The organism is Parabacteroides sp. AF14-59, from assembly GCF_003479515.1.
Taxonomy (GTDB): domain Bacteria; phylum Bacteroidota; class Bacteroidia; order Bacteroidales; family Tannerellaceae; genus Parabacteroides; species Parabacteroides faecis.
The window spans coordinates 140,664-162,210 of the sequence record NZ_QUHH01000015.1; the positions used below are offsets into that span (position 1 = coordinate 140,664).

Sequence of the window (21,547 nt, forward strand, 5' to 3'; positions counted from 1 at the left end):
ATTAGCGCAAATGATAAATAGTGACCAACGGATTCGATTCTTCTGTTATTTTCTGCAACACAGGATGTTCCTTTAACTTCGGATCTTTTTCTTTCAGATATTCAATTTCTACCGCTGTATTCACCTGTATCATCAGCTTTTTAGCCGGATAAGAGAAAAAAGGCCAGACAGGAAGTCCGCCGTCCGTTTCATTGCGGATGCCGATGCCGGTCAGCGCCCTGTTGTATTCGAATAGTTCCATAGCGTCAATATCTGATGCTTCACGACTCAAGGCACCGGTCTGCTTATCCAGTCGATATAAAAAGAATTTAGATTCATTGGAGCTTTGGAAGCATTTGGCAAAATAAGAACGGGGCGTTTCGAATATATTAAAAACGCTGTATGTGCCGTCGACAGATGCGTTTCCGGTTTTAGACGAACGCATCTCCTTTTCCTCCGATGCTGAATAGCCGTTGTTGACAAGGAAAGCCGGTGAAATCGTTTTGGCATTCACATTCCAGACCGTGTCGGTTCCTTCTGAATAGCAAAACCAACCGTCCATGCTTCCGTTATATATCCATCCTTTCAGACTGGTTTCTTCCAACGACATCAGGTTCATATTCCCAATGGTCGGGCGAAGTGCGATCGTATCATCCGTCGCCCAGTTAAAGATTCCCAGACTGAACATACCCGGAACATTCAACGGAACATACATTCTGCCCAATTCGGCCATCACGTTCGGTCCGACGGAAAGCTGGTAAGAATAAGGATGTAAGCTTGTTATTTTCTTGATAAACTCTCCGTAGAAAGAATAAAAAGAGGTAGAGAAGTACTCACTGACACAGAAAAGACGGTTTTCTTCATCCACAGTGAACGATATGATCTGCCCCGTTTCCCCCGGACCGTTTCCTGTCTTCGCTATCCGACGAAGAAAATGACCTTTCCGGTCGAACTGCAACACACCGTCCTGACGGGTAGAATAAACGAATATATACTCATCGGTAACCGCTATATCCAATATATTGGCGATCAAAGATTCGTCCGTCAATTCCAGAGGAATGTATTCGACGGATTCTATCTCGTCTGCTATTTCCACCTGACCGGAAGCAAAGTCTTTTGCCGCCAGATCGATCTGAAGCAACTCACCGGAAGACTTTTTCGATCCGCATCCGGTACTAATAAGAATGGCTGCCATGAGCCCGAACAATACCTTTTTCATACGCTTTTTTTCAGACAAAAGTAGAAGAAAGCCTCTTTTCACGGTTTCACATCAGTTCACATCTGCTTAAAAATCACGAATAAAGGCATCGCATAGCTCCGGTGTCCCCTTTTCTCCCGTCATTTTCTGATACAGGCGGACACGGCGCATCGAAATAGCCTGATTCGTACAACACAGCAGCATGGCGGTTACCGAAGGGGGAACAGCCATTTTAATCAGGCAACACATGCGCCATTCCTGTTCACTCAATTTCGGAATCTTCCTTTTCAGCCGTTCACGAAATCCGGGATAGGTGCCGTTCACTGCCTGCAGCAACTCTTCCCAGTCTTTAGGTGCCGGCTTCCATTCTTCTTTTCTGTGGAAACGCTGATACACTTCAGAAGAGTAGAACTCTGTTTCAGACAACGCAACAACGGTCTTCTTCTTCCAGTAACGGAAATAGCCCCAGCCCCCGATTCCACAAACGGCCAGCAGACCGATCCAGAGAAAGGCCTGCCCTTTTTGTGTCTTTTCGGCATTCGACAAACGATTCTCCCACGTTCTCTGTTCAGAAGTAAAAAGGAGCTGGGCTATCTGATTCTGTTCTTTCTCCTGCCGCAGGGAGGACAAATAATGGGAATAGTTTTTACGGTAAAAGTCGGCCTGCAAACTGTCTCCACGACTCTCGGCAATCCGGGACAGGGAAGCATATACATGTGGATGGGAAGCGGGCACATGGCTTAGATAGTCCTCGGCTTCTTCCAATTCGCCTGAAGAGATTTTCAGGTCGGCCAATGCCAGACAGAGCTCCGCTTTCTCTTCTCCGGAAATATCTTGTTCGAGTTCCTCTTTCAATAACAGTTCGGCTTCCCGGCAGCGTCCTCCCTGTTGTAATATCTTTGCCTGACTGATCCGGCAACCGCCTATCTGATAATAATAGCATGCACTATCCGCCTCTCCGGTCAAGGCATGGATATCGCCTATTTCCCGATAAAGCTCCATCCGCAGGGAATCGTTGGCATTACTGATGTAAGACAAAGCCTTTTTTTCGCATTGCAACGCTTCATGCTTCAAAGATTGGTTCCGGTATATATTTCCCATCCTCCGGTAAGAAGAAGATAAAGCAACACTGTCTTTTTCCTTTTCAGCCAACCTCGCTACCTGTTGATACATCGCTAAAGCAGGAAGATATTGCAACCGTTCTTCATAGAATGCAGCCTGCCGGAGAAGAGATTCGGCAGGTATGGCCTCTTGCCGTCCGGCTCCGGAAGAACAGGAGACAAGCAGACAAATAAAAAAGAATATCCCTATCATAAGCGACAAAGATACAAGCTTCTACTTATACTCTGCCACCTCACTAGCGAACTTTTAATGCTCTGTTCCTTATTATTTAATTTTTTGGCCGTTATATATTAGTGGCAAAGTACAGGAGAGAAATAATTAATGAGAGTGATAAACAGACTAAAAGTATAGCAAAGGAAGGCCTATCAAAGCCTTCCTCTACTATTCTTCTTATTCTTTTCAGCTACCTATGGATTCTTTTCTCTGAATTATATACTCGACGTCATACTTGATCTTATCCTTTAAAATGTCTTGTACGCCTTCCAGTAAACTGTCCGGTGCTTTCTTAAACAGCGTGATAGTGACCGTCGTTATGTCATCGCTATATATCTTATCTATACGTCCTTCCAACCCTTTCCCTCGCTGGGCATGGCGTGCGTAAAAGAGAATACCCTGGTCTTTTTTCCCACTCTTATATTTGAAAGTGATTGTTCCATCCGGATGGGGTGGTGGCGGAGGAGGAAGCGCGTCGCTCTTTTGTTGTTTTGCCTTAGGATTGACAGATCCTTTATCGGAAGATGATTGCGTAGTCTTCTTCACCGGAAAATTCTTATTATTCCGGGCATCTTCAAACAGAAGGAACGGTGCTTTATCGGCACCTACCACCTTTTGCTGCTTTTCAAATGCCTCTTTGACCAAACGCAAAACCGTTTCAGTCGCTTCCTGAGGAGTATTTATATCTATAAGAAAATAAAAGGAAACAGGTTTTTTGCCCTTTTCCAGTAGTTCCTGTAAGCGAGCAGACAGTTGCTCTGGGGCCTTATAATCCGCAAAGCGATTATCTAGCAATATATCACCTAAAGCATTAATAAACAAATCCTTTGGTTCAGTATTCTTTTTCATGAAAGCGACAATTGCGTCAGGCTCAAACCGAGCTTGCGGTTCCACCTTCATCATATAGTTTTTCAACTCCGTCTTAAAGAATTCTTTCAAATCCTGTTGTTCATCCGGCGGAGTATCCTTATCTTTGCTTTGGATAAGCGTCTCCAACTGCCGGTTCACTTCCGGACGGGCAAAAGCATTGAGGACGATAAGTCCTACGGGGACCAGGAGCAGCAGCTTCAACCGGGCCCAATTGTTTGATTTACCTTTTAACATCATAGTAATACGTTTTTTAATTTTACTGTGGTTAAAGCTGTTGGCAAGAGTGTAGAGGCTGGAGCCGACAGCTTTTTTCACGAGTAACAGTTGATATTTTGTTGCATCGATGCCTTGAGCAAGTACGCCCTTATCGGCCTGGTATTCATGGATATCCTTCAGTTCGCGTTTCAACAGCCAGGCAGCCGGATTGAACCAGTGAAGCCAGAGGATCACTTCCATAAAGAGCAGATCGACAGAATGGCGGGATTTCAAATGTATTTTTTCATGGGTAAGGATCTCATCCGGATACTTTCCATAATCATCTTCGGATAAGATGATATACCGCCCCCAGCTAAAAGGGGAAACGGCATCCGGAGTCAATATTAATGTATAACGCCCTTGCCGCAACTGACGCCCACTCCGGATAAGAACAAACATTTTTCGAAACGACAGCAACGTAACCGCCAGACAGACAAGAACTCCGGCCAGATAAACCAGAAATAAAACCTGTCCCCAGTCGATAGCCATAGCAGGTTCGACAGCCGGAGTAACCATCGTTTCCGAAACCGCACCGGGAAGAACCGCAGAGGTTGCCCTCTCCCCCATGATCATCTCTTCCAGATGAATAAGGGGTTGCTGTATCAATAGCGGCTCGGCTGTCTTTATCTTGATTGCAGGCAACAGCATACATATACTCATTCCCCCTAACAACACCCACCGGTTGAAACGAAAGAACGTATCATTACTCAGCAAAGCCTTGAACCCGATATAAAACAGGATCAGGCAAACAGTGGATTTTAATATGTATAGAAGTAAAGTACCCATAAACTCAATCATTTATTTGTTCTTGATCTGCCGGATCAACTCCTGCAATTCATCCAGCGTCAACGCTTCTTCCTCGATCAGCGTAGAGACGACACGGGTATAAGAATTATCAAAATACTTGTTGACAACCTGCTTCAATGTAGTCTTGCGGTATTCGTCTTCCGAGATCAAAGCATAATATTGATGCGTATTCCCAAAAGCCTTATAACCGATATACCCTTTCTCTTCCAGGGTACGGACAATGGTGGAAAGCGTGTTGTAATGCGGCTTAGGCTCTTCCTGCAAGTCGAGTAATTCGCGGACAAACAAAGGTCCTTTCGCCCAGAAATAGCCTAATATCTCTTCTTCTTTCGATGTCAATCGTTTCATAATCTGTCGTTTTATTAAAGGAATGCCCAAATATAACTATATTTTCCAGTAATACAACTATAATACATAGTCAATCTACTATAAAACATAGTAGATTTCATAATGGAGGAGATTCTATCATCATTCTTCGCGGAAAAAGCTGTACTTTTGCAGTCTATAATAAGAAGGTATGAAGATAGGCTCAATAGATTTAGGTGAACACCCGGTGTTTCTGGCACCGATGGAAGATGTTACGGATATCTCTTTCCGTCTGATGTGTAAACGTTTCGGTGCAGATATGGTATATACGGAATTTGTATCGAGCGATGCATTGATCCGCAGCGTCAACAAGACACAAGAAAAACTGACCGTAGCAGAAGACGAACGACCGGTCGCTATACAGATATATGGCAAGGAAGTCAGTGCCATGGTGGAAGCTGCCCGGATATGCGAAGCTGCCCGTCCGGATATCCTCGACATCAATTTCGGTTGTCCGGTAAAGAAAGTGGCGGGTAAAGGAGCCGGGGCAGGCATGCTCCGTAATATCCCCCTGATGCTCGAGATAACGAAAGAGGTTGTGAAAGCCGTCAATATCCCGGTCACAGTGAAAACCCGCTTGGGATGGGATGCCGATAACAAGATCATCGTCGATCTGGCCGAACAATTGCAGGATTGCGGTATCGCCGCCCTTTCCATTCACGGACGTACCCGTGCCCAGATGTACACCGGTGAAGCGGACTGGACACTGATCGGTAAAGTTAAAAAGAATCCGCGCATGCATATTCCCATTATCGGAAACGGAGACGTGACCTCTGCAGAAATATGCAAACAGCGTTTCGAAGATTACGGAGTGGATGGCGTGATGATCGGTCGCGGAAGCATCGGCCGCCCCTGGATATTCCGTGAAGTAAAACATTTCCTGACTACCGGAGAAGCGTTACCGGAAGAAAAATTCTCCTGGTATCTGGATATCCTCAAACAGCAGGTCAACCAAAGTGTGGAGCGTTTGGACGAACGCCGTGGCATCTTACATATCCGGCGCCACCTGGCAGCCACCCCTCTTTTCAAGGGTATTTCTGATTTCAAGCAGACACGCGTTGCCATGCTTCGCGCTGAAACGGTATCCGAACTGTTTGATATAATGGATTCTATTCCGGAAAAGTTCGGAATTGCGGACTAAATAGTTCCAAAAATGATACTTTTATATTATAAAGTGACATTACTACAATAAATTGATACAATAGTATATTGCATATAATATATTTCCTCTTATATTTGCATCGAGTTTTTTTCATAGTATTTTAGATCTAAGGTTAACAAGTCTTTGCAAAGGAGGAATCGTGAGATTGCTTCGTTGGGAAGCAAAAAGACCGCATCCGTTATTATTTCGGATCGCGGTTTTTTTATTGTTTGCGCACCCTCTTTTTTCAAAAATAATTTACAAAATCTGCAACCTAAGCACCAATAGCCTCGTCTTATAAAGAAAAGAACTATAAAAATAATGCAGATGAAAACAAAAGTATCACTCTTTATCGCCTGTTTATTGGTGGCGCTGACAGGATTTGCCCGCACTACGGAAACAGTGGAAGGTAACGGTAATGTCATCACTAAAAGAATTTCCATCAGTGATTATAATGAGATATCGACAGTCGGAGTTATGGAGTTCGTTTACGAACAATCGGATGCCGCTCCTTATCTGGAAGTGGAGATCGATGAAAACCTGCTCCCGTTACTTCAAATGCAGGTGGACGGCAAAGAACTGAAAGTCGGTCCGAAAAGAATTAACGAAAACAGCCGTAACGGAAATACGTACAACCTGAAACCGACAACCTTCAAGGTTGTGACCAATTCGCGTGAAATTAAGGAACTGAATGTTGTTTCTTCCGGCGATTTTATTGTTGCCAGCCCATTGAATATAATCAAACTGGAAATCAATATGGCCGGTAGCGGTAACATCCTTCTGAAAAAGAAAGTGACAGGGAACAAGTTGGAAATAAACCTGGCTAGTTCAGGTAGCGTTGTCGCCACCGATATTAACTTGAAAGATGTTGAATGTAGTTTGGCAGGAAGCGGTTTCATTCAGGTTGGAGGAAATACCGAAAAAGCAGAATACAATCTGGCCGCAAGCGGAAACATCAAAGCTTACGATTGCCTCACCAACAAAGTTGAATGCAATATTGCCGGTAGCGGTAATATCCAGGCTTATGCTAAGAACCATCTGGAAGCCAACATCGTCGGTAGCGGTAACGTTTATTACAAAGGAAATCCGACAACCAGCAAGAGTGTTATCGGATCAGGAAAACTGAAAGACGCAAATTAAAAGAACGAACTAAATAATAAATGTCATGAAAAAATTAGCTTTAGCATTCATCGGATTAATAGCCTTCGGCACGATCAGTTGCTACGCAGAAAAGATCAAGGGGAACGGAAATATCATCACCAAAGAAATACAGGTAGCCGATTATACCGGATTGATAGTAGGTCAGGGTATTGAAAGCAACGGAAGCTTTTTTGCCGGTAAGAATAAATCTCCGCAAATCAACTATTCACAGCAAACAGGAAAAGCAGGTTTGAAGATCACGATAGATGAAAACCTTCTTCCTCTGATAAAGTTCAATACCGAAGGTGGTATTTTAAAAATAGAAACACAGAGAGGAACCAGGATCAATCCGAGCAGACTGGTCATAGATACTCATTCGGCCGAACTAAAGAAGCTGGGAGTTTCGAGTAGTTTCGACTTTATCCTGGAAAGTTCGCTATCAGGTGATAATATCGAGATCAACGCATCCGGAGCCAGCGACGTATATCTGGAAAAACCGATGCGCATAGCCAATTTATGCAAGATCAACCTGAGTGGAGCCAGCGACCTGAAAACAAGCGATCTGGAATGTCACAGAATAGAAACCCACTCGTCCGGCTCCAGCGACCTGTATCTGAATGGGAAAGCCAACGAAGGAAAATACAACTGTAGCGGCAGCAGCGATATCAAAGCGTATGGTTTCACCCTGAAAACATTGGAATGCTCGGCAAGCGGTAGCAGCGATATTTTAACCACAGTCACCGAATCGTTGAATGCCTCTGCTTCCGGTAGCAGTGATATCAAATATAAAGGGAATCCAAAAGTCAAGAAACACTCCAGCGGTTCAAGCGATATCGATCCGGTAAATTAAGAAATCAATATATTGGGAGTTGGAAAACCCGGAATTACCTTTCACCATGGCATGGTGAGAAGATAATTTCCGGGTTATTTTTTATTCCTTATTCTATCCAGTCTACAAACTCAAGACCGGGAACTTCCGTATAATGTATGCCATCCCATTGAACAGGGATACAACAAAACTGCCATTTACGCTGTCCGTCATCCCCTTTCCAATGTCCGAAGACACTACGGACAAGCACTTTGTTCAGACCTTTTTTTAGTTTTATCTTTACAGGAGGACGATAAAAATAACCTTCTTCCGTCAGCGGAGTTTCGATGCGCCCTTGCCCCCACCCCGTCCAGGGCAGACTTTCAAACGGCCAGTGAGGAGGACTTACCCGTTCATCATTCAGCCAGATATCGCCACCGCTAAAATCCCAACTCCCCTGTTCAGGAGCTCTTGCCGTGCGATAACCACCGGAATGTCCCCACATCCCATTCAATCCGAACATCAGGTAAACGTCCTGGTCGACAGGACTTTTTATATAAGTAACAGCATAACAGGTTCCACCCTCTTTTCCAACAAGAGGCGACATAGTTGTCGGCCAATGGTCTAACCGATATTTACCCTGGTGCGCATTGAACATTGCATAAAAGCTACGTATCTGAACTTCACCGCCATACACTGGGGATTCGGTCCATTTAAACACCGTATCATTCCATGTATAGCTCTTCTTTATGACTTTTTCGGGTTCGAAAGACCGGTCATTCACTCCTTGATGATCGAACGGACCGATCAAACGCCATTTGATATCCGCCTGTTTCACATAAGGGAACGGAATATGACGGAAATAATGATCCCGGTGATAGACCAGACGATCTTCAAATTCAGAGATAGCCGTCCAAGCCGGTGTACCAGCCGAAGGGAATTGCGCCATCAGATCGCGTCTTTTCTCTTTGGCACCCCGCCAGATACGTTCGGCAAATGTCAACATACAAGGATAAAAAGGATATTGTTCCAACAATCGTTTTTCCGAACTCAATGCTCCATCCGTCCAGACGCACATGATACTGCCAAGTGCATTCTCATTTCCTGCCGGAACTTCACAAGGTTGCTGGAAAAATGTTTGCAGCATGCCTCCCTGCGAATCCATATAATCCATATAGAAACCATTACTATCGATATATTGCGCCGACTTATCGAGGATATGGCCGGCTTCATTCTCTCCCCAGCACATTCGTACCGCCTTCTTGTCCGGTGAATAACCGGGATACCAGGTAACAACCTCTTTCCCTTTACTGCGAATGTATTTTATCATTTCCGGCATAAAATCATCCATCTCAAAACGTACCTCATCCGAACCGATATGGAAGAGAGAATCTTTAAATAAAGGTATTACCTCATCCAATGCCTTTTGTAAAGCTGCCATTCCTTCGGGTGTCTGGAGTTTCAGGCCGGTTGCTTTCTCAAAATAAGCGCTATGACCGGGCATATCCACTTCGGGAACCACACGCATATTCAGTGTAGAACAATACACGTCCAATGCGCTCAGTTCGTCCTGTGTATAATATTTACCCGGCTGGCGGGTTTTCCAGTAAGTAGACGGCGCCGTCAGTTCCGACATGTTTTTTACCTCTATCCGCCATCCCGGATCATCCGTCAGATGCAAATGGAGCAAGTTGATCTTATAATAAGACAACTTTCGTACTACCTCTTTTATAAAGGGAGCCGAAGCATAATTACGCCCCACATCGAGCATAATACCCCGAATTGAAAAAGCCGGAGAATCATTAATTACACAATTGGGCAATTCATAAGCATCCGGTGTTTCTTTCACCAACTGCCGCAATGTTTGTAAGGCATTGAAGAAACCGGCAAACTCTCCGGCAGAAATAACCACCTTGTCATCCGATACAACCAGTTTATAGGCTTCTCTCTTCAAAGCATCCTGCTGCGCCGGAAGCTGTTCAAAATAGATCCGGCATATTCTACCGGTCGGCCGCTCCGGCATATTCCAGAACATACAAATATCATTCAGTTCCTCACCGATACGCTTACCATCTCTCAACTTCTCCAAAGAGCTCTTATCTGCTTTTATTACAGAAAACCCCGTCACCCCCTCTTTCCTTATCACCTCATCCGGATAAGGGATCAAAGCAGTGGGCAACTTATCTGTATCAGGCGTCGGAAGTGTCCAGTCCGTTTTTTGACCATGCAATTCAACAACCCCCAAAAGGCAGCATAAAAGGAATATATTCAGTCGTATTTTCATATCCATTCTGTATTAAAGACTCAAAAGTAACGAAAAAGGCAACCGGAAGATAAAATGCTCTATCTCTTACCCGGTTGCCTTCCATCTGTTTTACCTTAAAGACTATTTATCAATAATCGTTCTGTGTCAGATTCGGGTTCAGGTTGATCTCGCTTATCGGTATCGGTAACAACAACTGACTGTTGGAAACGAACGTTGAACCTTTCTTCTTCATTGCACCGATATAAACTCCGTGACGTATCAGGTCGAGACGACGGTATCCTTCCAGGAACAATTCCCATCCTCTTTCCTTCAAAACAGCATCACGCAAGCTCTCTTTCGTTCCAAAATCCGCCAGTTTCAGGTTATGCGAATCATCTCCAAACGCCCTTGTACGTATTCGATTGACCAGATCGATAGATTCCTGGTTCGGACCGTTCAATTCATTCAGAGCCTCTGCACGCGCCAGGATAATATCAGCCAAACGGATCAAAACGACATCCGTACCTTCTGTCCAACCGATATGAGCCGGATCTAACGGGAATTTGTTCGGGATCGGGCCTTCGCCGCCACCGTGACCGACTTCTTTCCGTATATAATTGCCGTCTGCATCCTTTTTAACCGTCACATAAGAAGTCAACATGTCTGCCCTTCGTTTATCCGCCGGATCGAATGTGTTATAAAAATCCCAGGTACAGCGATAATAATCCCAACCGATAGAACCACCTCCTTCAATCAGGAAGTCAGCCGGATGGAAATGGGCTGCATAAGCGGAATGCTGATAGCGTGGAGGCAAACAAGAGATAGAGAATATGGTCTCTATATTCTTCTCATTTTCGACACCCCACAATTTACCCCAGTCTGAAACCAGTTTATGAGGAGAGTTGTTAATGATCTCATTCGCCATATCGGCACATTCTTTCCAACGTTTGGCCTCCAGGTATATTTTACAAAGTTTGGCTTGTGCAGCGGCTTTTGTAAATCGCCCGTAATCCTCCGCCGGATAACTTTCCGGCAGTTTATCGATAGATGCCAGTATCTCAGAAATACAGAATTCTATAATCTTATCCTTCGGCTCACGCCCCGGATTAGAAGTAAGATCAAATTTAGAATCTGTAATCAAAGGCACATCACCATACAGATAAGTAAGGTCTGCATAGAACCAGGCTCTTGCCACACGTGCTTCCGCTACAAATTGTTCTACCAGCTTGGTATCGTTCGTCTGCACTTTACCCAGATTATCGATCCCGATATTGGCACGTACAATAGCCAGATACAAATCATTCCAAAGCGAAGATGTTACATAAAAATCGATCCCCCATTCTGCCTTTTCATACTGGCTCCCTTTTCCACTCTGTGCTCCGGGACCGAAGATAAGGCCGTCTCCCGCTATCTCATTCAACATTTGAAAGGCATATTCGCCTGCCGGAATATAATTACGGGCACTTCTGTCACGGAAACCACCGTACACACCATTCAGATATGCCCGTGCATCCGATTCCGTATTGAAGAAGTCGTCTACAGCTATCTCATTATACAACTGTGTATCCAGACAAGAAGAAAGTAAGCAGGTCAGACCCGCCAGCAAATATATTTTGAGTGTCTTCATAATCGTAATTTTTTAAAAACTGATTCTTAAACCTGCCAGGAATGTACGGCAAGCAGGATATGTATTATAATCGTTTGTTCCGCCAATTTCAGGGTCATAACCTGAATATCCTGTTATAGTAAACAGGTTCTGGGCATCCACATACACACTTAGAGGACAGGAATAAAGCTTCGTATTATAAGTCAGTCTGACAGACTTCAGCCGTAAGAACGAAGCGTCTTCCACATAGAACGTATTCACATCACTTCCGTAAGGATTAGCTGCGCCCGAATGGATCTGACTGCCTGTATTAGTAGGACTCCAGCGATCCATCACACTACTGAATGCGCTGAAACCTTCATATACCCTGGAAGGATTTTCATAATAAGCCCGGAACTGATTGTACTTCTTCCCACCCAGACGGGCATTAAAGAAAATATTCAGGTTCCAGTTCTTATAAGTCAGGTCATTACCAAAGCCTAATTCCACTTTCGGGTCCGGTGTACCCAGGAAGCTGATATCGGCATCATTGATCTTTCCATCCGGCCCCGGAACAAAGTTTCCGTCAGCATCACGGCCGCCGATGTCTTTGTAACGGATATTTCCAGGTACAGAATTCGGCTGTGCACTATTCTTAATATCATCGCCTTCCTGCCAGATACCGTCGTACGTGTAACCGTAAATAGCATTTACAGGATCATCTTCAGAAGCTCCGATATAAGGTTTAGGTAATCCGGCACGGTCTTTCCATTTATTCTTATTATGAGAGACAGTCAGCAATGTCTCCCATTGGAAATCACGGGTACGGATATTGGTCGTATTTAAAGTAAATTCAACCCCGCGGTTTACGATCTCACCAGCATTCCTCCACTGGGATGTATAACCGGAATAAGCCGGGGTAGAGAATTGAAGCAACAGATTATCCGTATTGATCTGATAATATTCAAGCGTTCCGGAAACACGGTTATTAAAGAAACCCATATCCAAACCGACATTGAATTGTTTGGCTGTTTCCCACATCAACAGAGGATTCCCGGCATTACCCGGAATGATCGTAGTCACCGGTGAACTTCCGAATACATATTCATATCCTTTCTTCAATAAATTCTGGTAACTGTTATTACCGATATCCTGATTACCTGTTTCACCGTAACCTACACGCAATTTCATATTCGACAAAGAGGTCAGTCCTTTCATAAACTCCTCGTTGGAGATACGCCATGCAGCAGAGAAAGAAGGGAAATAACCGAAGCGGTGATCCTTATCGAATTTAGATGATCCGTCTGCTCTGAATGTTGCAGTTAGCAAATAACGATCTGCGAAATTATAATTTACACGGGCAATGCCGGATAAAAGTTTATTCATCCTTTTCGTAGTACCCGGAGCACTGTAAGTCTCGCCTATACCAATATTATTATAACCAAAATAATCCGTAAAGAAATTTGAGACTTTAGCCGTCAGTTCCTCATAAGTGAAATCCTGATAGGTATAACCCGCCATGATATCCAACTTATGCACTTTATTGAATTCTTTTTTGAAGGTAGCGGTTCCTTCAAACAGATTACTGCGCCCCTGGGTAGCCGTTACGGAAGCGATACCATTGGCATCCGCACCATTACGGGTAGTTTTGGGATTGTAATATTCTCGTTTTGAATCCTGCATATCCGTACCGGCCTGTAACTTAATAAACAGATAATCGGTAGGAGTAATATTCAATGAGCCATTCAACATCGACCTCTTCGAGCGGGTCTTATCGTCAATATCCAACAAAGAAACCGGGTTAGGCAGCAATGCATATCTCGGGTTTTTAGAAAATTTGCCATCCTCGTCGCGAACCGGGACATTGGCAGGGAAAGCATAAGCACCGGACAATACCCCCGTATCTTCCGCACGGGTTCCGACTGCCACATTCTTATCCGAGGTATTACTCATAAAGCTGGACACATTGACACTGAAAATAGAAGATATTTTCTGTTCCAGATTTACACGAAAGCTATAACGTTCAAAAGAGCTCTCTTTTACTATACCATTGTTTAAATGATAGCTGGCAGATACCATATATTTTGTAGATGCCGTTCCACCTTGCAAAGACACATCATGGTTGGTCACCATACCTGTGTGCGTCACTTCATCCAACCAGTCCGTCCCTTTCCCAAAGGAAGCAATTTCTGCATCCGTATAAAATGGATCTTTTTTGTACAGAGCATTCATTTCGTTTGTCACCCGGGCAAAATCAGTGCCGGAAAGAAAATCGAACCGCTTGGCGATCGTCTGGATACCGAAAGAAGAATTCAATGTGACTTTCGCCTTACCTTCTTTCCCTTGTTTAGTGGTAATAAGGATAACACCATTAGCCGCACGCGATCCGTAGATAGCCGTAGCCGAGGCGTCTTTCAGGACTTCCATGCTCTCGATATCCGACGGGTTGATACTATTCAGCGGGTCTTTCTTCGGACCGTCGAACACATCGCCCGAACCGGGATAAAAGTTCGTATTATCCACCGGGAAACCATCCACAACATACAACGGTGTCTTACTTGCATTTACAGAAGAAAGACCACGGATACGCACATCGGCTGCACCACCCGGCTGGGTGCTGTTCTGGGTAATAACAACCCCCGCAGCACGCCCCTGCATCATCTGCACCAAACTGGAGTTATTGGGAGAATTGATCTCTTCGGCTTTCAGAGAAACAACCGATCCTGTCAGGTCGCTCTTCTTCATGCTACCATAACCGACCACGACCACCTCGTCCAGCTTCTGCAAATCTTCATTCAGCTTAATGGTAAAAGTCGTTTTATTCTTTACCGGTATCTTCTGCTCGATATATCCGATAAAGGAAACATTCAGAACGGCATCATCCGCCACAGCCATACTGAAGTTACCGTCTATATCGGAAACCGTGCCATTCGTGGTTTTATCTTCCACAATATTAGCTCCGATAACCGGATCGCCGAACGAGTCCAGCACCTTTCCCGAGATGGTAATTCTTTTTGCCTGTTCCGGAGCGGGAGTTCCGGCTGCCATCTTCTCATTTATCTTTCGCAATGAGATATAATTGTTGGCAAATTTATAGGTAATATCACTGCCCGTAAAAATATCGTTCAGTATATCAGAGACCTGCCGACTACGTGTATTGATCTTTACACGTCGGCTCACATTAATGTCGTTTTTGCTGTAAATAAACAGATAATCGGTTTGCGATTCAATCTCCGATATCAGTTCATTCAACGTGAGCGCTTCCTTGTTAAGAGCTACACTGGCTGTCTGCGACTGTACGTTTTCAGCATGTAACTGCAATATAAACAGGAAGAAGAAAAAGATTGATAATTTCATAATCCGAACTATTTTTCTTGATTTAAGTTCTCTTATAACATAATAGCATGTCTGCAACAAGTTTTTTTTCATAACTTTGCTGAATGAAGTTACGAAAAGAGTGTAATTTATTGGAAATGAGCGTAGGTTAATTGCTCTTGATAGTAATAGGTTACGATTTAGTTAGTTATCTACTGCATTATCCTTCTGCGCGTTGCGTAACCTTCAAAGAACTCTTCGTATGCAAAAGTAGCTATTTAATTCGAGATTTTGATATAAACTCCCGTTTTTTATCCCCTCATTCATAAGAATTTTCCGTAAAAGCGGTATTGTCCGTCGGCACACCATTGCCCAAAACGAGTTTGGAACAAACGTGTGCCGACTACCGCATAGCTGGAGAAAAGGGCATTGCCTCACGCCTAAACGATGTTTAGACAGATGAAGCAATGCCCCTTTCTTTTGCGCCTATGCCAAGAGGTGCTTTTACGGGTTTTCAAATGATTTTATTTCGTTTTCCCGGCTTTGCAGTTCGGTTTGTACCTTTTCTTCTATTTGGCAAATCAATTCTTGCAGTTGTCTGTTAAGTTCTGCATTACGAGCTGCAAGGCTGTCGGCTTGTTCCGACAATTGGCGATCCTGCACTTTCTGTTCGCTGATTACGTTTCTATTGACCGAATGAAGGATAGTGGTTGATACTGCTGGAGTTACTTCCTTTTTTTTGCCGAATATGCCTAAGAAACCTTTTCGTTTTGGCTTTTTGGACTGTTCCTGCACACTTTTCTGTACAATAACCGGAATTTGATTGGCTATCTTCTTGTTAATAGATTGTTGTTCATCCATTAACCGGACTATCTGGAACATCTGTCGTTCCTTATCCTCTAAAAGACTGCGCACACTATCGATGCGCTCTGCTGGATAGGTGGCCTTGAAACGGCAGAGCATACTGTCCATTGCCATACGCCGTGCATGGTAATGCTCGATATCTTTATCGTTCCATTCCAGTATTGTTTCACCCAATAGAGAAAATTTTATCATTTGAATATTGATATTGTTTATTTCTTTTCGGAGCTCGTCTATTTTTTTATTGCCAAGTTCTAATGCTTCTATCTCCTGCCATTCATAGAGGCTATTATATGCCATACATCCGATAAGAATGGAGATAAGTATATATCCCAACCGTATTGCCTTATAGAAATTTCCTGACCGCTCCATTATTTTAATGACATTGATTTTTGGAACATGAATAAAAGTTTATCTTTTTCGTTCATGCGGATATTATCAGAATAACCGTCTTTTGTTATTTGATACCCACATGGCTTAACCATAAAAATGCCTAAGCCCTTAGTGTACGAACTTACTTCTGAGGCATAGTCTTTACTTGTATTTAATGGAACTTTCCCTTTAATATGACACCACTCATTATTACAACTGATGTCTTCAATCTCAGACATCAGTTTTTGCAAATCTGTAATAGCTTTGGAACTCGCTACTTGGGGTATCTGCAACTCAAAACAGAGCATCGGTTCGAGAATGTCCACACCTGACTGTTGCAAAGCCAGCCTGAAGACATAAGGGGTCAGCTGTCTGAAATCAGCAGGTGTACTTACCGGGCTATAATACTCGGCTTGAGTAAAAGTTACTTTCAGATCTGTCACTTCCCATCCATGTAAACCAGATTGGCAAGACATACGAATCCCTTCAAAAACGGCATTTTGAAAAGAATGGTTCAGATAACCATAGGAGATGTCACTTTCGATTTGCAACCCTGCCCCTAACGGTAAGGGTTCAAGAGTCAGCCCTATTGTGGCCCAGTAAGGGTTGGGTGGTACTTCGATCTGAATAATCTTATTGACCTTTTTTATAGGTCGTTCTTTGTAGATAGTCTTGATCTCATCAAAATGGACCTTTACGGAAAATCGTTCTTCCAGCAATGTCTGTATGATTTCCTTTTGGGTCAAACCATATAACGAGATTTCCAATTCATCACTATATGAGTTTATGGAAAAGGACAAAGACGGGTCTTCAATCCACAATGTATTCAGAGCGGATATCACCTTGCTTCTCTCTTCGGGCTTATTTGGCCGGACGGAGGATTTGAGAGCGGGATGCTGATGAGATAATCCTTGAATCAAACAAGGTTTAGCACCTAAATAATCTCCGATTCGAAAATCTTCTATATCTTCTACAATCGCGATATCATTGGCACCCACTTCATCAACATTTATCTCTCTGCCCTGATAAATAGTCTTTAGATTTTTAATCTTGATGAATTTTTCCGAATCGTTGATTCTTACAACGTCTCGAAGTCTCAGACTTCCGTCAATTATTTTAAGAAAACTTCTTTTATGCCCTTTGGGGTCATGCTCTATCTTATAGAGATAAGCTGAAAGTCTGTTTGAGACTGATGCCGGAGGAAGTATAAAAGAAGAAATGGCGTCCAACAACTCATTGATACCGATATTGAACATTGCTGATCCATGTAGCACCGGATAGACTTTGGCTTTTGCCACAAGAGCGATTATCGTATTCCAATAATCAGCCGGTGAAATTTCGCTATCCGCCAAATATCGTTCTAATATATCGTCGTCATGGTTGCATACAAATTCTTTGTATTCTTCCTTTATATATGTTTGGGAGCAAACCGGATAAACCGATCCATCGACAACAGTTTGCATAAACAGGACATCTTGCGACAGATTTGTTTTTATATCCATATACAAACGCTCCAAATTCACACCGGCACGGTCAATCTTATTGATAAATATAATTGTCGGGATTTGCAGCTTTTGTAAAGTACTGAACAGCAACTTTGTCTGCGCTTGTATGCCTTCCTTTGCGGATAAGATGAGGACTGCTCCATCAAGCATTTTGAATGTCCGCTCCACTTCCGCAATAAAATCCATGTGTCCCGGAGTGTCAATGATATTGCATTTCACTCCATTCCAGATAATAGATGTCGTAGAAGCCCGGACAGTAATTCCTCTACGTTTCTCTATATCCATAGAGTCCGTTATGGTGTCACCATTATCCACACGGCCGCACTTTTCCGTTGCTCCACTGGCAAACAGCAGATTCTCGGTTACGGAAGTTTTTCCTGCATCAATGTGAGCAAGAATTCCTAAATTTATAATATTCATTTGGATTAAGCAATAATATACTACAGTAGATGCATTGTCGAAACGCACCTTTTAATACCTCCTCGTAGCATATGAGAACTACAGGATTACTAACTCGTATTAATATGTATATTATTACTGCCGCATAACGATTACAAAATTACACAAAAAAATATATCTAACAAAAGTGGGAGGATTTTTTAACTTTTTACCATAGACATTTTATTAGGGAAGCGTAGGTTCAACTGGCAAGTACAAATAAGTAGAAATGTTTGAACAACACCGTTTTAGGAAGTTGAAAAATCAAGTTTCTCTCTCGGTATAGCGTTTATTTTGGCCAATATCTTCTTTAGTTTAGCATTTGTGTATTTCCCATTCGTGTTCTATTTAGCTCCTTATTATGAGTATGTAGCAAGTTACTTATCAAATTCAGCCTCTTTGAGGGTCAAATATGGTTTTGCAAATGGTGACTGACAAGACATAAACAAGGTCAGCAGGAATTTTTTACATAAATGGACATGAATGTATATAACCTAAAATAAGAATAAATTTTAATAAGGGCTGCCCAAAAAGAAAAAAATGCAGTTGCCATCCTATAGATACTTGCAGAAAGGATAAAATTTACTTTTAGACCTTTTGGGATAGCCCTTATTAATACTTCAGATAAAATTCCTTAGGTTATATTTTCAATCCTTTGGACCGGGTTTCCTCCTTGGCATACAGTCCCGGACGCCCGATTATGACATGGTTGGCAACGATACTATCCGCCGGACTGCGTATCTGCGGCGGTGCATTTTCGGGATATTGCGCCTGCCTGTTCCTCACATCTTCCGCTTCCGGCTTGAGCTGTTGCCCTTCATTCTCCTTTTCTGCGACTTCGGGCGTGGGTGGCGCAAGCTCCAGCTGAATTTTTCGGTCAAGGGCGGCAAGTTCGGACTTCAACTGCTTCAGCTCGTCCTCCTTCTTCCACACCTTACCCGCTATCTCCTGTAACTGCGGTATCTCCATCTCCAGCACCTCGTTCTTCGCCTTGTACTGGTCGATGATGGAGGGTATCCTCTCCATCGCGTTGAGGAAGTTGCGGGCGGCGGCCAACGGGTCAGCCATCGCCAGATGCCCGTTGTTGTAGGTGTACTTGTAGTTCCCCTCGACCACGAAGCGGTTGTCGGTGAACTCCAATCCCTCTTTGAGTATCCTTTCGCTCACCACCTTTATCGGAAAACCGTAAAGTTCACCGACCTGCGTGTACAACCCTCCGGTCGTGGCATTCTTGGCTATCTCCTGCAAACGCTTTCCGATGACCTTCTCATCGGCGGAATCCACTCCGTCCACCTTTATTATATTAAGGCGGTTGCCCTCCTTGTCGGTCTGCACCACCGACAGGAAGCGGTTCCAGTCCTCCGTCATGGCATCTATGAAAGCCGTGTTGTTGCGCAACTCGCCGGTCTTTGACTCCAGCTTGAACTCCGAATCACGCTTGCCCTTGTTGAACGACTTGCGTTCCCCTTCGAGCGATGCGATCCGCTTTTCCAGTTTCGCCTTGTCCAACAGGTCGGTATTGCCGGAGAGCAACGCCATGTATTCCGAGAAATTCATGCCCGATTTTTCGTCCATTGCCCCCTCGTCGATGGTACGCGCACCCATCGCACCGCTTTTGAGCTGGCTTATGAAAGTCTGCTTGCAGTGCAGGAGGTTGAACTTGTAGCTGTCCAGTGACTTCTCCACCGCGTAGATGATTACATCCACGTTGTTCCCGGCGAAATGTTTGGCAATCTCATTACCTGCCCTAACTCCGCGTCCGTCACGCTGTTGCAAGTCGGACGGTCGCCACGGCGTATCGAGATGATGGATAGCCACACACCGTTTCTGGGCGTTCACACCCGTTCCGAGCATAGAGGTAGAGCCGAACAGCACACGCACCGTCCCGGCGTTCATGGCGTCTATCACCGCCTTCCGCGCCTTGTCGGTCTTGCACTCCTGAATGAAGCGCACCTCGCTTGGCGGTATACCGTAGTCCTCCGTCAGTTTGCGCTTGATTTCCGAATAGACGTTCCACCCGTCGCCCGGCTGGTATGTCCCCAAATCAGAGAAAACGAACTGCGTGCCTTTCTGGGCGTCGTATTTTTGATAATACTCCGCGATCATCTTGGCACAGTGACTCGCTTTGTTGTCGGGATGATCTTCGTAATTCGGGTCTATCATGCGCATGTCGAGTGCCATTTTCCGGGCATAGTCCGTGGCGATGAGCATCTTCGCCTTTTCTTCCGTTTCCGAAAGCGGCAGCCTGCCCAACAAGGTGGCATCGCCCGTCTTGGCGAACTGCATCAGTTTCTGTATGAAGTCCTCCTGTTCCGGCGTGGGCGGTATATGGTGCAGTATCTCGTTCTTGGCAGGACGGTCAACGCCCACATCCTCCGCCGTGCGGTAGTCCGTGATTTCATTATAGAAGGCGGCAAGCTCCGGCACTTTGATGAAGTAGCGGAAACGCTCCTTCTGGACCACATTGTTCGTCACGTTAAATTCAAAATCCGTCGTCTTCTTGGCAAATATCGCCGCCCAAGCGTCGAAACACCTTATGTCCTGCCGTTCCAGCTCCTTCGGGCGCAGGTACTTGAACAGCAGGTACAATTCAGTCAGTGAGTTGCTGATAGTCGTGCCGGAGAGGAAGGTCGCACCCAAGTCTTTTCCTGTGCGCTCCTGTATGGTGCGTATGGCAAAGAGCATGTTAAGTGCCTTCTGGCTTCCCTCGCTGTTTCCCAATCCCGCCACACGGTCGTGGCGCGTGTTGAAAGTCAGATTCTTGAACTGGTGGCTCTCATCTATGAAGATGTGGTCGATGCCCATCTGCTTGAAATCCACCACGTCGTCCGTGCGTGACTTTATGGCGTGTTCCACCTTCTCCAGCTTCGCTTCAAGGTTGTGCTTGCGCTTCTCCAATCCTTTCAGCATCGCCCGCGACACGTTCTTTCCCTGCTGCCGTAGCACTTCGAGGTTTTCCTCCACCGTGTCAAGCTCTGCTTGCAGGATGCGCTGCTGCAATTCCGGCGACTGCGGTATCTTGCCGAACTGGTCGTGCGACATGATGACGCAATCGTAGTCGTTGTTCTTTATATTATTGAAGAAGCGCACACGGTTGGCGGTCGAAAAGTCCTTCTCCGAAGCGTACAGAATACGTGCGTTGGGATATGCCGCCTGATAGGTGGCTGCAATCTCCGCAACGTTGGCTTTCAGCCCGATAATCATCGGCTTGTGTGCCAAATTCAGACGCTTCATCTCATGCGCGGCGATGCACATTATCAGCGTCTTACCGGTTCCACAGGCTAAGCGCAAAGCGCCTTGCCGTCCTTTCGGACGGTAGGTTTCTAA

General features: G+C 44.5%; 13 protein-coding genes and 1 pseudogene. 3 read left to right on the plus strand and 11 right to left on the minus strand.

Features of this window, described 5'->3' with window-relative positions:
* Position 1: 1 nt before the first annotated feature.
* The 4 genes from DWW23_RS16590 to DWW23_RS16605 form a co-directional block, all read right to left on the minus strand.
* Positions 2 to 1,198 carry a 6-bladed beta-propeller gene (locus tag DWW23_RS16590; protein ID WP_122354393.1) on the minus strand — a complete coding sequence of 399 codons (1,197 nt, stop codon included), beginning with the start codon at positions 1,196 to 1,198 and terminating at the stop codon, positions 2 to 4.
* 66 nt (positions 1,199 to 1,264) lie between these two features.
* Complete coding sequence (locus tag DWW23_RS16595; protein ID WP_233564365.1) at positions 1,265 to 2,491, minus strand: tetratricopeptide repeat protein; 1,227 nt, start codon at positions 2,489 to 2,491, stop codon at positions 1,265 to 1,267.
* Positions 2,492 to 2,698: 207 nt separating this feature from the next.
* Entirely contained in the window at positions 2,699 to 4,423 is a 1,725-nt protein-coding gene (locus tag DWW23_RS16600) for a M56 family metallopeptidase (protein WP_122354403.1), read from the minus strand.
* 12 nt (positions 4,424 to 4,435) lie between these two features.
* Positions 4,436 to 4,792 carry a BlaI/MecI/CopY family transcriptional regulator gene (locus tag DWW23_RS16605; protein WP_122354395.1) on the minus strand — a complete coding sequence of 119 codons (357 nt, stop codon included), beginning with the start codon at positions 4,790 to 4,792 and terminating at the stop codon, positions 4,436 to 4,438.
* A 169-nt stretch (positions 4,793 to 4,961) separates the two neighbouring features.
* Here DWW23_RS16605 and dusB point away from each other — a divergent pair, with 169 nt between their 5' ends.
* The 3 genes from dusB (at position 4,962) to DWW23_RS16620 (ending at position 7,941) form a co-directional block, all read left to right on the plus strand.
* Positions 4,962 to 5,951: a tRNA dihydrouridine synthase DusB gene (gene dusB, locus DWW23_RS16610; protein WP_122354396.1), complete on the plus strand. Its 990-nt coding sequence runs from the start codon at positions 4,962 to 4,964 to the stop codon at positions 5,949 to 5,951.
* A 327-nt stretch (positions 5,952 to 6,278) separates the two neighbouring features.
* Positions 6,279 to 7,091, plus strand: a complete 813-nt coding sequence (locus tag DWW23_RS16615) for a head GIN domain-containing protein (RefSeq protein ID WP_122354404.1) — start codon at positions 6,279 to 6,281, stop codon at positions 7,089 to 7,091.
* Between the two features lie 25 nt (positions 7,092 to 7,116).
* Positions 7,117 to 7,941, plus strand: coding sequence for a head GIN domain-containing protein (locus DWW23_RS16620; protein ID WP_122354397.1), 825 nt, complete (start codon positions 7,117 to 7,119; stop codon positions 7,939 to 7,941).
* An 88-nt stretch (positions 7,942 to 8,029) separates the two neighbouring features.
* On the opposite strand, the gene DWW23_RS16625 is transcribed toward DWW23_RS16620, so the two are convergent.
* The 7 genes and pseudogenes from DWW23_RS16625 to DWW23_RS16655 form a co-directional block, all read right to left on the minus strand.
* Positions 8,030 to 10,183, minus strand: a complete 2,154-nt coding sequence (locus tag DWW23_RS16625) for a family 20 glycosylhydrolase (protein ID WP_233564366.1) — start codon at positions 10,181 to 10,183, stop codon at positions 8,030 to 8,032.
* A 109-nt stretch (positions 10,184 to 10,292) separates the two neighbouring features.
* The gene (locus tag DWW23_RS16630) at positions 10,293 to 11,771 is read right to left on the minus strand and encodes a RagB/SusD family nutrient uptake outer membrane protein (RefSeq protein WP_122354399.1); all 1,479 of its coding nucleotides are present in this window, start codon (positions 11,769 to 11,771) and stop codon (positions 10,293 to 10,295) included.
* 12 nt (positions 11,772 to 11,783) lie between these two features.
* Positions 11,784 to 15,086: a TonB-dependent receptor gene (locus DWW23_RS16635; protein ID WP_158583206.1), complete on the minus strand. Its 3,303-nt coding sequence runs from the start codon at positions 15,084 to 15,086 to the stop codon at positions 11,784 to 11,786.
* 204 nt (positions 15,087 to 15,290) lie between these two features.
* Positions 15,291 to 15,503, minus strand: a complete 213-nt coding sequence (locus DWW23_RS27055; protein ID WP_007567577.1) for a hypothetical protein — start codon at positions 15,501 to 15,503, stop codon at positions 15,291 to 15,293.
* A gap of 66 nt (positions 15,504 to 15,569) precedes the next feature.
* Positions 15,570 to 16,277: pseudogene (locus tag DWW23_RS16645) on the minus strand (hybrid sensor histidine kinase/response regulator); the annotation flags it as partial.
* Positions 16,277 to 18,202 carry a tetracycline resistance ribosomal protection protein Tet(Q) gene (gene tet(Q), locus DWW23_RS16650; RefSeq protein WP_004291466.1) on the minus strand — a complete coding sequence of 642 codons (1,926 nt, stop codon included), beginning with the start codon at positions 18,200 to 18,202 and terminating at the stop codon, positions 16,277 to 16,279. The pseudogene DWW23_RS16645 and the gene tet(Q), both read right to left, overlap by 1 nt.
* A gap of 657 nt (positions 18,203 to 18,859) precedes the next feature.
* Positions 18,860 to 21,547, minus strand: a 2,688-nt coding sequence (locus tag DWW23_RS16655; RefSeq protein WP_255419612.1) for a helicase-related protein, incomplete at its 5' end; no start/stop codon positions are given.